Source organism: Burkholderia sp. Ed8, assembly GCF_040761425.1.
GTDB classification, from domain to species: Bacteria; Pseudomonadota; Gammaproteobacteria; order Burkholderiales; family Burkholderiaceae; genus Burkholderia; species Burkholderia seminalis.
In genome coordinates this window covers 2,801,528-2,814,696 of the sequence record NZ_CP142885.1, presented here as the reverse complement: position 1 = coordinate 2,814,696, position 13,169 = coordinate 2,801,528, and the positions used below count along the sequence as shown (strand labels likewise).

The 13,169-nt window shown below is 66.9% G+C and carries 11 protein-coding genes; 9 read left to right on the top strand and 2 right to left on the bottom strand.

The window, feature by feature from the left end:
• Window position 1 precedes the first annotated feature (1 nt).
• The 8 genes from VXM69_RS12825 (at window position 2) to VXM69_RS12790 (ending at window position 9,358) form a co-directional block, all read left to right on the top strand.
• Window positions 2-1,171 carry an electron transfer flavoprotein subunit alpha/FixB family protein gene (locus tag VXM69_RS12825; protein ID WP_124669615.1) on the top strand — a complete coding sequence of 390 codons (1,170 nt, stop codon included), beginning with the start codon at window positions 2-4 and terminating at the stop codon, window positions 1,169-1,171.
• Window positions 1,168-1,953, top strand: coding sequence for an electron transfer flavoprotein subunit beta/FixA family protein (locus VXM69_RS12820; RefSeq protein ID WP_034186093.1), 786 nt, complete (start codon window positions 1,168-1,170; stop codon window positions 1,951-1,953). The genes VXM69_RS12825 and VXM69_RS12820 overlap by 4 nt, the downstream gene beginning before the upstream one ends.
• Window positions 1,954-2,005: 52 nt before the next feature.
• Window positions 2,006-3,247 carry an SRPBCC family protein gene (locus VXM69_RS12815; RefSeq protein ID WP_034186094.1) on the top strand — a complete coding sequence of 414 codons (1,242 nt, stop codon included), beginning with the start codon at window positions 2,006-2,008 and terminating at the stop codon, window positions 3,245-3,247.
• A gap of 112 nt (window positions 3,248-3,359) precedes the next feature.
• On the top strand, window positions 3,360-4,508 hold the full coding sequence (locus tag VXM69_RS12810) for a hybrid-cluster NAD(P)-dependent oxidoreductase (RefSeq protein WP_124607601.1): 1,149 nt from the start codon (window positions 3,360-3,362) through the stop codon (window positions 4,506-4,508).
• A gap of 134 nt (window positions 4,509-4,642) precedes the next feature.
• Window positions 4,643-5,506, top strand: a complete 864-nt coding sequence (locus VXM69_RS12805; RefSeq protein WP_175903607.1) for a glycine betaine ABC transporter substrate-binding protein — start codon at window positions 4,643-4,645, stop codon at window positions 5,504-5,506.
• Window positions 5,507-5,732: 226 nt separating this feature from the next.
• Window positions 5,733-7,388: an APC family permease gene (locus tag VXM69_RS12800; protein WP_034186097.1), complete on the top strand. Its 1,656-nt coding sequence runs from the start codon at window positions 5,733-5,735 to the stop codon at window positions 7,386-7,388.
• 200 nt (window positions 7,389-7,588) lie between these two features.
• Window positions 7,589-8,200: a TetR/AcrR family transcriptional regulator gene (locus VXM69_RS12795; RefSeq protein WP_069705485.1), complete on the top strand. Its 612-nt coding sequence runs from the start codon at window positions 7,589-7,591 to the stop codon at window positions 8,198-8,200.
• Window positions 8,201-8,365: 165 nt separating this feature from the next.
• The gene (locus VXM69_RS12790; protein ID WP_367188707.1) at window positions 8,366-9,358 is read left to right on the top strand and encodes a DMT family transporter; all 993 of its coding nucleotides are present in this window, start codon (window positions 8,366-8,368) and stop codon (window positions 9,356-9,358) included.
• 33 nt (window positions 9,359-9,391) lie between these two features.
• Here the strand turns inward: VXM69_RS12790 and purU are convergent, their stop codons facing one another.
• Window positions 9,392-10,276 carry a formyltetrahydrofolate deformylase gene (purU, locus tag VXM69_RS12785; RefSeq protein WP_034186100.1) on the bottom strand — a complete coding sequence of 295 codons (885 nt, stop codon included), beginning with the start codon at window positions 10,274-10,276 and terminating at the stop codon, window positions 9,392-9,394.
• 169 nt (window positions 10,277-10,445) lie between these two features.
• A complete protein-coding gene (locus tag VXM69_RS12780; protein WP_124669619.1) occupies window positions 10,446-11,351 on the bottom strand; it encodes a LysR family transcriptional regulator in 906 nt (301 codons plus the stop codon).
• Between the two features lie 239 nt (window positions 11,352-11,590).
• Here VXM69_RS12780 and betC point away from each other — a divergent pair, with 239 nt between their 5' ends.
• A complete protein-coding gene (betC, locus tag VXM69_RS12775) occupies window positions 11,591-13,126 on the top strand; it encodes a choline-sulfatase (protein ID WP_367188706.1) in 1,536 nt (511 codons plus the stop codon).
• Window positions 13,127-13,169 lie beyond the last annotated feature (43 nt).

Here is a 13,169-nt window from a genome sequence, read left to right as displayed (position 1 = left end):
GATGAATACGATCAAACGAATCGATCCGCGCCGGCCGTTCATCATCACGGCCGCCGGCCTGAAGCGCATCACGCTCGGCGAGGAAGGCAGCGCCGATGCGAACGCCGCGCACGGGTCCGTGCACGGCCATGGCGCGGTGGCCGCGAAGCCGCGCCGCGCGCTGCAGGATCCGAAACACGTGATGCTGGTGGTCGCGCACTGTGAGCGCGGCGCGCTCGACGACCATGCGCGGCAGGCGATCGCCGCCGCCGCCGTGCTCGCCGATGCGCAAACCGAAGTCGCGCTGCTCGCGTTCGGCGAATTGAAGGACGATGCGGCCGAACTCGGCGTCGACAAGCTGCTCGAGCTGACCGGCTTCGATCGCCGCGCGTTCGATCCCGAAAGCGAATTGCAAGCGTTGCAGGCCTGTGTGGCCGCGCTCGCACCGAAACACGTGTTCGTGCCCGACAACGCGACGGGCGACGGCGATCTTGGCCGGCGTTACGCGGCGGCCGCCGGCGCGAGCGTCGCGACCCACGTCGTCGAGATCGACGCGAAGCATGTCGGCGCATATGCGCAGGCCGGGCGGGCGTTTGCCACGCGTGCGCTGCCCGACGTGATCCTGCTTGCGCCGAACGCGGCCGACGCGAAGCTGCCGTTCGTCGGCGCGGGCGAACGGCTGGCCGCCGATTTCATCCGCCCGGCGCATGACGCCGCGCAGCCGTACCGCGATCTCGGCCTGGAAGAAATCGACGCGGCCCAGGTCGCGCTCGAGGAAGCCGACTTCATCGTGTCGGCCGGCAACGGCGTGTCGGACATCGGCGCGTTCGAGCAGCTGGCCGGTGCGTTCGGCGCGGCGATCGGCGCGAGCCGTGTCGCGGTCGACAACGGCCACTTCACGCGCGACAAGCAGGTCGGCGCGACCGGCAAGACGGTCGAGGCAAGCGTGTACATCGCGTTCGGCATCTCCGGTGCGGTACAGCACTTGCAGGGGATCAAGGACTGCCGCCACGTGATCGCGGTGAACCTCGACGGCAGTGCGCCGATCGCGAAGCGCGCGAACCTGACGGTGGTTGGCGACGCGCAGGCGACGATCGCCGCGCTGATCGAACAGGTACAGGCCGCGCGTGCCGCGCGCGGCGAATCGCCGGCCGCGGTCGGCGCCCGTGAACCGGAAGGAGTGGCCGCATGAACGCCCCCCGCCTCTTGCAACGCATCGCGGTGCTCGTGTCCGTCGGCCGGCATCCGGTCAGCGGCGTCGCGCGCTACAGCCGTAACGACGCGGCCGCGCTCGAAACCGGTCGCCAGCTCGCCGAGCAGCATCGCGCGACGCTCGACGTGATCCATGCCGGCGATCCCGCGAATGCGGCGCTGGCCGAATATCTCGCGCTCGGCGCGCGGGAGGTCGAAGTGCTGGCCTGCCGCGACGGCGACGATGCCGTCCACGCGCTCGCCGCGCGTATCGAAGGCTACGACCTCGTGCTGACCGGCACGCGCGCCGAGGGCGCGTACGACACCGGGATGCTGCCGTACCGCATCGCCGCGGCGCTCGGTTATCCGCTGGTCGGCTCGGCCGTCGACGTGACGGTCGAAGGCGGCCGCGCGGCTGTCCGGCAATTTTTGCCGAAAGGGTTGCGGCGGCGCGTCGATGCCGCGCTGCCGGCCGTGATTGCCGTCCATCCGCTCGCCAATGCCGAGCCGCGCTACGCGTATGCGCGGCTGCGCGCCGGCGCGATCCGGCCGGCGCTTGCGGCGCCCGGCGCGGACGCCGACGCGGCCGCGTGGACGGTCGGCCCGGTCGAGCGTAAGCCCGTCAAGCTGGTCGCCGCCGAGAAGCGTTCCGGGCATGCCCGGATGCTGTCCGCGACGACGACCGAAAGCCGGGGCGGCAACGTCGTAAATGAAGGGAGTTCGGTCGAAAAAGCACAAGTGATCCTCGCGTATTTGCGCGAGCATCAGCTCATCGACTACTGATTTTGATGCCTGTCGGCAAGAACCCAGGGATGCAAGGAATCCGGAGCAAACGATGAAAGTATCGGCAGACATTCGTGCACTGATCGAGCGGCGCAAGGAAGGGCACAGCCTCGAGGCGCCGTTCTACACGAGCGAGGACATCTTCGCGCTCGACATGGAGGCGATTTTCCGCCAGCACTGGATCCAGGTGGCGGTCGAACCGGACATTCCCGAGCCGGGCGACTACGTGACGGTCCAATTGGGGAGCGATTCGATCCTGATCGTGCGCGACGACGACATGGCGATCCGCGCGTTCCACAACGTGTGCCGTCACCGCGGCGCGCGCCTCTGCAACGAGGACAAGGGTTCGGTCGGCAACATCGTGTGCCCGTACCACAGCTGGACCTACAACCTGACGGGCCAGCTGATGTTCGCCGAGCACATGGGCGAGAAGTTCGACCGCTGCAAGCACAGCCTGAAGTCGGTGCACGTCGAGAACCTCGCGGGCCTGATCTTCATCTGCCTCGCCGACGAGCCGCCGGTCGACTTCGCGCAGATGCGCGCCGAGATGGAGCCGTACCTGCTGCCGCACGATCTGCCGAGCACGAAGATCGCCGCGCAGATCGACATCATCGAGGAAGGCAACTGGAAGCTCACGATGGAGAACAACCGCGAGTGCTATCACTGCGTCGCGAACCATCCGGAGCTGACGATCTCGCTGTACGAATACGGCTTCGGCTACCAGCGTTCCGACGCGAACGCCGAAGGCATGGACGCATTCGCCGAAACGTGCGTGCGGCGCGGCAAGGAGTGGGCCGAGATGGGCCTGCCGTCCGCCGAAATCGAGAAGCTGCTCGACGTGACGGGTTTCCGCACGCAGCGCCTGCCGCTCGACCGCAGCGGCGAATCGCAGACGCTCGACGCGAAGGTCGCGTCGAAGAAGCTGCTCGGCGGCTTCGACAAGGCCGACCTCGGCGGCCTGTCGTTCTGGACGCAGCCGAACTCGTGGCACCACTTCATGAGCGATCACATCGTGACGTTCTCGGTGATCCCGCTGTCGGCCGGCAAGACGCTCGTGCGCACGAAGTGGCTCGTGCACAAGGACGCGAAGGAAGGCATCGACTACGACGTGAAGAACCTGACGGCCGTGTGGAACGCGACCAACGACCAGGATCGCGCGCTCGTCGAGTTCTCGCAGCGCGGCGCGAGCAGCAGCGCGTACGAGCCGGGCCCGTATTCGCCGTACACGGAAGGTCTCGTCGAAAAATTCTCGGCATGGTACATCGGCCGGCTCGCCGAAAAAACCGGCGAATAGGTCATAGCAGCGGACAAGCGGAGCAACTGATGAAACGATCCCCACGCTCACTGCGTTCCCTGCCCCCCACGGGGGCGGTCAGCCTCCTTGGGGCGGCCCTGCGGAGGCTGACATGATGCGAGACGCGGCCAATTTCGAGCCGACGGACAGCCGGGTCACGCGCCCGGCATTCTGGAACGGCCTGCCCGAGCGCTGGACGAGCGACGTCGAGGAAACGCTGGTGTGCTGTCACGTGCGGCAGGAAACGCACGACGTGAAGAGCTTCTTCTTCCGTTCGCCGCAGGGCCGCACGTTCTCGTTCGAGCCCGGGCAGTTCCTCACGCTCGAGCTCGACATCGACGGCGAAACGATCAACCGCTGCTACACGATCTCGTCGTCGCCGGCGCGACCGCACACGGTGTCGATCACGGTGAAGCGCGTGCCGGGCGGCAAGGTGTCGAACTGGCTGCACGACAACCTGCAGCCCGGCGCCTCGGTGCGCGTGCTCGGCCCGGCCGGCGAGTTCACGTGCGCCCGGCATCCGGCGCGCAAGTACCTGTTCCTGTCGGCCGGCTCGGGCGTCACGCCGCTGATGTCGATGAGCCGCGCGCACCACGATCTCGCGGAAGATCGCGACATCCTGTTCGTGCACAGTGCGCGCACGCCGGACGACATCATCTTCGCGCGCGAGCTGGACCTGATCGCGTCGAACCATGCGAACTTCCGCACGTCGTTCGTCGTCGAGCGCGTGGGCGCGCGCACGAACTGGCCGGGTGTCACGGGCTTCCTGACGCTGCCGCTGCTGAAGCTGATCGCACCGGACTTCATGGAGCGCGAGGTCTTCACGTGCGGCCCCGCGCCGTACATGAAGGCCGTGCGCGACCTGCTCGACGAAGCCGGTTTCGATCGCAAGCAGTATCACGAGGAAAGCTTCTCGTTCGAGACGCTCGCGCAGACCGCGAGCGACGAGCTGCTTGCCGATCTCGTACCGCCGGCCGAAGGCGGCGACACCGACACGAAGCAGTACACCGTCAGCTTCGCGAAGAGCAACCGCGAGATTTCGTGCGGCTCGGAGCAGCACGTGCTCGACGCGGCGCGCCAGTCGGGCGTGCGGCTGCCGGCCTCGTGCACGCAGGGCATGTGCGGCACCTGCAAGGTGAAGCTCGTGTCGGGGCAAGTCGAAATGAAGCACAACGGCGGCATCCGCCAGCGCGAGATCGACCAGGGAATGGTGCTGCTGTGCTGCAGCAAGCCGCTGTCGGATCTCGTGATCGACAAGTAGTCGCGATGTGTCGGCGCTTGTCCGGACACGTCGCGTCCGGACAAGCATCCGTCGGAAAACAACGATACCGCGGATTTGTGGTTGAAGAACCTAGAGAGACAACGCGCACGGTGCGCTTATCAAGGAGATCGACCATGAAACTGTTCGGAAAACTGTTGTGGACCGGCGCACTGTCGGCGATGGTGGCGCTGAGCACGTCGGCACTCGCCGATACGAAGCCGACGCTGAAGATCGGCTACGTCGAAGGCTGGGACGACAGCGTCGCGACGTCCAACGTCGCGGCTCGCGTCATCGAGAAGAAGCTCGGCTACGAGGTGAAGCTCGTGCCGGTCGCGGCCGGGATCATGTGGCAGGGTGTCGCGCGCGGCGACCTCGATGCGACGCTGTCCGCGTGGCTGCCGGTCACGCACGGCTCCTACTGGGATGAATACAAGGCCAAGGTCGTCGACCTCGGCGCGAATTTTCCCGATGCGAAGATCGGCCTGATCGTGCCGGCGTACGTGAAGGCGAAGAGCATCGACGACCTGAATGCGGAGAAGGCCAGCTTCGGCGGCCGGATCGTCGGCATCGATGCGGGCGCCGGCGTGATGCGCAAGACCGACGACGCGATCAAGAGCTACGGGCTGAACTACACGCTGATGCCGAGTTCGGGCAGCGCGATGACGGCCGAGCTGTCGCGTTCGGTCGGTGCGAGCAAGCCGGTCATCGTGACGGGCTGGGCGCCGCACTGGATGTTCGCGAAGTGGAAGCTGCGCTTCCTCGAGGATCCGAAGAAGGTGTTCGGCGGCGCGGAGCACGTCGACAGCGTCGTGAATCCGGGGCTCGAAACCAAGGCCAAGCCGGTCGTCGCGTTCCTGAAGAAATTCCAGTGGAAGCCGGGTGAAATCGACAGCGTGATGCTGGCGATCCAGAACGGTTCGAAGCCGGAAGCGGCCGCGGACGCGTGGATTGCCGCGCATCCGGACCGCGTGAATGCGTGGACGGAAGGCGCGCAGTAAGCGTCACCCAATACGTCGTACGAATCATCATAAAAACATGCCGGGAATGGTTTGCAGGAATCCGAAATAATCGAGATTCAATGCGGCCATATCCCGGAATTCTTTTTCGGATTCTGCAAAAAAGCCCGTAAATTGTTACACTACGGCGCTTGTGCAAAATCATCACAGCTTGCATCGAACCAGAGTAAGCGCTAAAGCGCCAACTCCGATCGAGAGGAGGAATTGGATGAGTCAGGCAGGACTGCGTGCGAATCGCACCAGTGACGTTGAGGCAACCATCTCACATGATTCGACGGGCCACACGCTGCATCGTGGCCTGACCTGGAAAGACGCATTTTGGGTGACGAGCGGCGTGCCGGCAGGCGTGCTGTTCACGATCGGCGGCGTATGCGCGACGATCGGCCAGCCCGCGTGGGCGATCTGGATCGCCGCGATCACGATGGGGCTGATTCAAAGCGCGACTTATGCGGAAATCTCGGGGCTATTTCCTCATAAATCGGGTGGCGCGTCCGTATATGGCGCGATCGGATGGGTCCGTTACAGCAAGCTGATTGCCCCGGTTTCCGTGTGGTGCAACTGGCTCGCGTGGTCGCCGATGCTTGCGCTCGGCTGCGGCCTCGCGGCGAGCTATGCGCTCACGAGTCTCTTTCCCGCCAACGCGGCGGTGCTGCAATGGCAGCTCAAGATCGCGGATCTCGGTTTCATCAAGCCGGGTTTGTCCCTGCGGATCAATGCGACGTTCATCATCGCGACGATCCTGCTTCTCATCACGTTCAAGCTTCAGCACAGCGGCGCATCGAAGGCGGCACGCACGCAGCGCATCCTCGGCATCGCGTCGCTCACGCCGCTGCTGATCGTCGGCATCGTGCCGTTCGTCACCGGCGACGTGCCGATGTCGAACCTGCTTCCGCTGCTGCCGCTCGGTCACGACGCGCAAGGCAACCTCACGACCGCGACGTTCGGTTCGTGGAACGGGCAGGGCGTCACGATGGCGCTCGGCGCGATGTTCATGGCCGGCTGGGCGTCGTATGGTTTCGAGACGGCCGTCTGCTACACGCGTGAATTCCGCGATCCGCGCCGCGATACCGCGAAGGCGATCTTCTGGTCGGGCGCGCTGTGCCTCGTCGTGATGACGCTCGTGCCGATGGCGTTCCAGGGCGCGCTCGGCACGCAGGCGATGCTCGATCCGTCGATCGGCGACGGCACGGGTGTCGCGGCCGCGATGGCGAAGATCGTCGGCGGCGGCGCGTGGGTCGCGAATGCGGTCGTCGTGATGCTGATGCTGTCGATCCTGCTGATCGTGATGACGTCGATGATGGGCTCGTCGCGCACGCTGTACCAGGCATCGGTCGACGGCTGGCTGCCGAAGTACCTGTCGCACGTGAACGAGCACGGCTCGCCCACCCGCGCGATGTGGACGGACCTCGGCTTCAACCTCGTGTTGCTGATGATGTCGGACTACATGACGGTGCTGTCGATCTCGAACGTCTGCTACATGCTGTTCGTATTCCTGAATCTCCAGTCGGGCTGGATCCACCGGATGGATCGCGGCAACTGGGATCGGCCGTTCCGCTGCCCGACCTGGCTGCTCGTCGCAGGCTCGATCTGCGGCTACGCGAACCTCGTCTACGTCGGCGCGGGTGCGAACCTGCAGGGCGAAGGCACGTTGCGCAACGGACTGATCGCGATGCTGCTGATCGTGCCGGTCTTCCTGTATCGCCACTACTGGCAGGATCGCGGCCGCTTCCCCGAGCAGATGCAGCGCGACATGGAGCTCGAAGTGCCGAAGCGCGCGATGTGGCTGAACCTGATGCCGTATGCCGCGCTGATCGGCGCGGGGCTGACGATCTGGCTGTCGTATTACCTCGCATGGGTGAAGTGACGCGTCAGGCCGTGTAACGGCGCACATCACCCGGAAACCGCATACGGCGGTGCGATCTCGCCGCCCGCAACGAAGCCCGATCGGCTGCAACCGGCCGGGCTTCCGTCATTCAGGGCCGGCGGCATGGCCGGCGTGCACGGCGCCCGCCCGCGAGCGACGACGCTTGATTTTGAGAATGATCGGTTCTAATATCCTGGCTCATGAGTCCAACTTCTCCCGGCTCCCGTGACAGGGGGCGCCCACGCGAATTCGACACCGACGAGGTGATCGACGCCGCGGCGCGCGTGTTCTGGGCGCAGGGATATCACGCGACGTCGATCGATACGCTGTGCGAGGCGACCGGCGTGTTTCGCGGCAGTCTGTACCGGACGTTCGGCGACAAGCACGGGCTGCTGGTCGCCGCGTTCGACCGTTATGCGGAAGGCGCGATCGCGCGGCTCAAGGAACGTCTCGCGGCGGACTTGCCGCCGCGTCAGGCCCTCAGGGAAGCGCTGCTGTACTACACGGAAATCGGCGTGCGGCTGTCGGAGCGCCGCGGCTGCCTCATCACGAATTCGGCCGTCGAATTGCTACCCGGCGACGACGTGTTGCGACCGTACATCGAATCGACGCTGCTGCGCATCGGCACGCAATTCAGCCTTGCGGTCGCACGCGGCCAGCAATCGGGCGATTTCGACCGGAACCTCGATCCGGAAGAGGTTGGCCGGTTCCTGCTGTGCCTGATCCAGGGCATGCGCGTGCTGGGCAAATCGAGTGCGTCGGAGGCGGAACTGGCTTCGATCGTCGAAATCGCGATGCGGGCGCTGACCTGATTTTTTGATTATTTTGAGAATGATCAGTTTCAAATGATGCGTGTTCCACGGACGGCAGTCGAAACCTTGACGGGCAAGCCGATTCGAAAAAGCAGCTGAAAAAACGCCGCCGCTGCGCGCAGCCGCACCGGCCTCATTGTTCAATTAATTTGGGAATGATCGGTCATGAATGGCGCAAATAACGCAGTGCCGGCCGCGGGCGCGTACGGGAAGGGGATCGCGGCATGTGTCGGTGCGACGATCCTGATGGGCGTGATGTTTCCGGTGATGACCGACGCGTTGCGACACATCGATCCATTCACGTTCACGTCGCTGCGCTACCTGATCGCGGGCAGCGCATTCCTCGTGTTGTTGCGGGTCGTCGAAGGGCCCGGCGCGTTCCGCGCGGCCGGCGAATCGGTGCCGCTTGCATGGCTGCTCGGCTCGATCGGCTTTTGCGGGTTCGGGTCGTTCGTGTTCCTGGGCCAGCAGCTGGCCGGCGACGAAGGCGCGCTGACCGCATCGATCATGATGGCGACCCAGCCGATGATGGGGCTGCTGCTCAACGCGCTGGTGCGGCGCGTCCCGCCGGCGCCGGTGTCGGTGCTGTTCGTGGTGCTGTCGTTCACCGGCGTGGCGCTCGTCGTCACGCGCGGCGACGTGGTGGCCGCGCTGCACGAACCGCAGCACCATGCGGCCAGTGCGCTGATCGTCGTCGGTGCGTTGTGCTGGGTCGTCTATACGTTCGGCGCGGCGCGTTTCTCCGGCTGGTCGGCATTGAAATACACGACCTTCACGACGTGGCTCGGACTGACCACGATCGTCACGGTCAATCTGATGCTGGTCGCAACGCACCGGATCGCGGCGCCGTCATGGGGCGCCGTGCACGCGGTGCTGCCGCATCTCGCGTACATGGGGCCGGTGGCCGGCTTCGGCGCGATCCTGCTGTGGATGACGGGCAACCGGATCCTGGGGCCGATGAACGGCGTGCTGTTCATGGACGTCCTGCCCATCACCGCGTTCATCGTGTCCGCCGCCACGGGCGTGGTGCCCACTCGCGCGCAAATCGCGGGCGCCGGGTTGACCGGCGCGGCGCTGATTCTCAACAACCTGTATCTGCGGCGCCGGGCGCGGGGAATCGGCACGGCGCCGGCGCGCGTGCCTTCCGCCTCGGCGTGAGGCACGGGGCGAGCCGGCCGCCGTTTCGCATGCCTACGAAAACACCACCGTCCGATCGCCGTTCAGGAACACGCGCCGTTCGATGAACGCCTTCACCGCGCGCGCGAGCGTGAGGCTTTCGACGTCGCGCCCGACCGCGAGCAGTTGCTCGGGGCGCAGCGCATGATCGACGCGCTCGACGACCTGCTCGATGATCGGCCCTTCGTCGAGATCGTCGGTGACGAAGTGTGCGGTCGCGCCGATCAGCTTCACGCCGCGCGTGTGCGCCTGGTGATACGGCTTCGCGCCCTTGAAGCCGGGCAGGAACGAATGATGGATGTTGATCGCGCGGTTCGCGAGCTTCGCGCTCGTTTCCTGCGACAGCACCTGCATGTAGCGCGCGAGGATCACGAGTTCGGCGCCGCTCGATTCGAAGAAGTCGAGCCACTGCGCTTCCTGCTGCGCCTTCGTGTCGGCCGTGATCGGGAAGTGCCGGAACGGCAGCCCGTGCTGGGCGGCGAGCGGCTCGAAATCGGGGTGGTTCGACACGATGCCGACGATGTCCATCTTCAGCTCGCCCATCCGCCAGCGGAACAGCAGGTCCGCGAGGCAGTGCTCGAGCTTCGACACCATGATCAGCACCTTCGGCCGTGCGTTCACGTCATGGATCGCCCATTGCATGTCGCCCTGCGCGCCGCCGAGGCTCGCGGCGATCGGCGTGAATTCCTGGCGCAGCGCGTCGATCTGCAGCGTTTCATCTGTCGGATGAAACACGCAGCGTACGAAGAAGCGGTTGCTGAGGTCGTCGTCGAACACGTTCAGCGCATCGACGTAGCAGCGATGGCGATCGAGAAAGCCGACGACGGCGGCGACCTGGCCGGCCGCGCTCGGGCACGACAGCGTCAGGACGAATTGATCGGGGCGGTGCTCGGCGGTCATGAGACTCCTCGGTTGGCATGGGCGCACGGCCGTGCGGCGGCGCACGACGGCGCCGCACCGCGCGGGTAGCGGGAGGCTCAAGTAAATCAGGACGATTCCGGGGCGGATAGAACCAACGCGCCGTGTGGCTGGTATCGGCGCGCCAGCGCGTGCGGGCCGGCCGGGCCCGTCAGACGCCGGCGCAGGCGTCGAGCAGCCAGCGCCGGAACACGTGGGTCGCATCCGGCTCGGGCCGCTGCGGCGGGCGCACCAGGAAGTAGCCGCGCGACGTGACGACGGGCGCGTCGACGAGCTTCACGAGCTGGCCGGACGCGACGAGCTCGTCGACGAGCGGCGACCAGCCGAGCGCGACGCCTTCGCCGAGCAGCGCCGCATGGATCACGAGCGCGTAGCTGTTGAAGGTCACGCCGCGCGCGGCGGGCGGCGGCTCGAGGCCATGCGCGTCGAACCAGCCGGACCACGACAGCCAGCGCTCGGGGCGCGTCGGCTGCACGTGCAGCAGCGGCAGTGCGAGCAGGTGGTCGGCCCGCGCGACGTCGCGGTGCGCGGCGCGGAACGCGGGCGAGCACACGGGCGTGACCGATTCCGGAAAGAGCCGTGCGGCCGTGCACGACGGCCAGTGACCGTCGCCGAACAGGACCGCGATGTCGGCGTGGTCGCGCTGCGGGTCGTAATCCTGTGACGTGACGACGCGCACGTCGACGTCCGGCATCACGCGCTTCAGGCCGGCGAGCCGCGGCATCAGCCAGTAGGTCGCGAAGCCGAAGTCGGTGACGATCGTGAGCGCGCCGTGCTCGCGGCGCGCGCGCAGCGTGGCGGTCGCGCCGCGCAGCGTGTCGAGGCTCAGCCGCACCGCTTCGTACAGGCACTGGCCGTCGGCCGTCAGCGTGACGCCGCGCGGGCTGCGCTCGAACAGCGGCACGCCCAGTTCGGCTTCGAGCTGGTACACCTGCTGGCTCACGGCCGGCTGCGTCGAGCCCAGCTCGCGCGCGGCGGCCGTGAAGCTCGCGAGCCGGGCGGCCGATTCGAACGCGCGCAGCGCCTGCATCGACGGTAACGGTTCCGGTTTCGACATAAGTCTCTCTAATGGCCCCATAAGGGCCGGACGCCTACCCGCGCGAATTCGGGCGGGCGATAGTGCATCGGACGGTGCGGCACACGCGCTTCGCGGCCGCCGGGCAATGCGTTCCGCGATTCTAGCCAGCGCGGCCCGCGTGCGCGGCGGTTTCTGCGGGCCGTCTCCGTCATGCCGGACGTCCCGCCGCCGGAGCGGCGCGCCGCTCCGTTCGAACACCGCTTTCCCCACGACCGCTCATGACGAACCCGACACCCAACATCCTGATCCTGATGGCCGACCAGTTGACGCCGTTCGCGCTGCCGGCCTACGGCAACCGCGTCGCACGCACGCCGACGCTCGACCGGCTCGCCGCGCAAGGCGTGGTGTTCGACGCCGCCTACTGCGCGAGCCCGCTGTGCGCACCGTCGCGGTTCTCGCTGCTGACCGGCAAGCTGCCGTCGGGGATCGGCGCCTACGATAACGCCGCCGAGTTGCCGGCGCAAACGCTGACGTTCGCGCACTACCTGCGCGCGGGCGGCTACCGGACGATGCTGTCCGGCAAGATGCATTTCTGCGGGCCCGACCAGTTGCACGGCTTCGAGGAACGGCTCACGACCGACATCTATCCGGCCGATTTCGGCTGGGTGCCCGACTGGGACCAGCCGGGCGAGCGGCCGAGCTGGTATCACAACATGAGCTCGGTGCTGGAGGCGGGCCCGTGCGTGCGCACGAACCAGCTCGATTTCGACGACGAAGTCACGTTCGCCGCGAAGCAGAAGCTCTACGACGTCGCGCGCGAGCGCGCGGCCGGGCACGATGCGCGGCCGTTCTGCATGGTCGTGTCGCTGACCCATCCGCACGACCCGTACGCGATCACGCGCGAATACTGGGATCTGTACCGCGACGACGAGATCGACATGCCGGCCGTGCGGCTCGATGCGGCGGAAAGCGATCCGCATTCGCAGCGGCTGCGCGTCGTCTGCGAGAACGATCGCACGCCGCCCACCGACGCGCAGATCCGCGCCGCGCGCCATGCGTACTACGGCGCGACGTTCTATGTCGACGCGCAGTTCGGCAGCGTGCTGGCCGCGCTGGAGCAGTGCGGTTTCGCCGACGACACGATCGTGATCGTCACGTCCGACCATGGCGACATGCTCGGCGAGCGCGGGCTCTGGTACAAGATGACGTTCTTCGAGGGCGGCTGCCGCGTTCCGTTGATCGTCCATGCGCCGGGCCGCTTCGGCGCCGCGCGCGTGCGCGGGCCCGTGTCGCATCTCGACCTGCTGCCGACGCTCGTCGACCTGGCCGGCGCCGCGCCCGCCGGCGGCTGGCCCGACCCGGTCGACGGCGCGAGCCTCGTGCCGCACCTGCACGGCACGCCCGCGCACGATGTCGCGCTCGGCGAATACCTCGCGGAAGGCGCGCTCGCGCCGATCGTGATGATCCGGCGCGGCGACTGGAAGTACGTGCATTGCCCGCTCGATCCCGACCAGCTCTACAACCTGTCGGACGACCCGCGCGAGCTGACGAACCTGGCCGGCGTGCCCGAGGCCGCCGACGTGCTCGCCGCGTTCCGCGCGGAAGCCGCGGGGCGCTGGAACCTGCCCGAGCTCGACCGGCAGGTGCGCGCGAGCCAGCGGCGCCGGCGCTTCCATTACGCGGCGACGACGCAGGGCCGCATCCAGGCGTGGGACTGGCAGCCGTTCACCGACGCGAGCCAGCGTTACATGCGCAATCACATCGAACTCGACACGCTCGAGGCGATGGCGCGTTTTCCGCGGGTCGGGCGCTGAGCGTCCCGCCTCGCGAACATGAACGAACGACGGAGGAAGCGGA

What these genes read in the sequence shown, in the direction of transcription:
- purU (WP_034186100.1), bottom strand. Translation starts at nt 10,276, where the DNA reads ATGACCGCCGAGCACCGCCCCGATCAATTCGTCCTGACGCTGTCGTGC.
- VXM69_RS12805 (WP_175903607.1), top strand. Translation starts at nt 4,643, where the DNA reads ATGAAACTGTTCGGAAAACTGTTGTGGACCGGCGCACTGTCGGCGATG.
- VXM69_RS12790 (WP_367188707.1), top strand. Translation starts at nt 8,366, where the DNA reads ATGAATGGCGCAAATAACGCAGTGCCGGCCGCGGGCGCGTACGGGAAG.
- VXM69_RS12780 (WP_124669619.1), bottom strand. Translation starts at nt 11,351, where the DNA reads ATGTCGAAACCGGAACCGTTACCGTCGATGCAGGCGCTGCGCGCGTTC.
- VXM69_RS12800 (WP_034186097.1), top strand. Translation starts at nt 5,733, where the DNA reads ATGAGTCAGGCAGGACTGCGTGCGAATCGCACCAGTGACGTTGAGGCA.
- VXM69_RS12795 (WP_069705485.1), top strand. Translation starts at nt 7,589, where the DNA reads ATGAGTCCAACTTCTCCCGGCTCCCGTGACAGGGGGCGCCCACGCGAA.
- VXM69_RS12815 (WP_034186094.1), top strand. Translation starts at nt 2,006, where the DNA reads ATGAAAGTATCGGCAGACATTCGTGCACTGATCGAGCGGCGCAAGGAA.
- VXM69_RS12825 (WP_124669615.1), top strand. Translation starts at nt 2, where the DNA reads ATGAATACGATCAAACGAATCGATCCGCGCCGGCCGTTCATCATCACG.
- VXM69_RS12820 (WP_034186093.1), top strand. Translation starts at nt 1,168, where the DNA reads ATGAACGCCCCCCGCCTCTTGCAACGCATCGCGGTGCTCGTGTCCGTC.
- VXM69_RS12810 (WP_124607601.1), top strand. Translation starts at nt 3,360, where the DNA reads ATGATGCGAGACGCGGCCAATTTCGAGCCGACGGACAGCCGGGTCACG.
- betC (WP_367188706.1), top strand. Translation starts at nt 11,591, where the DNA reads ATGACGAACCCGACACCCAACATCCTGATCCTGATGGCCGACCAGTTG.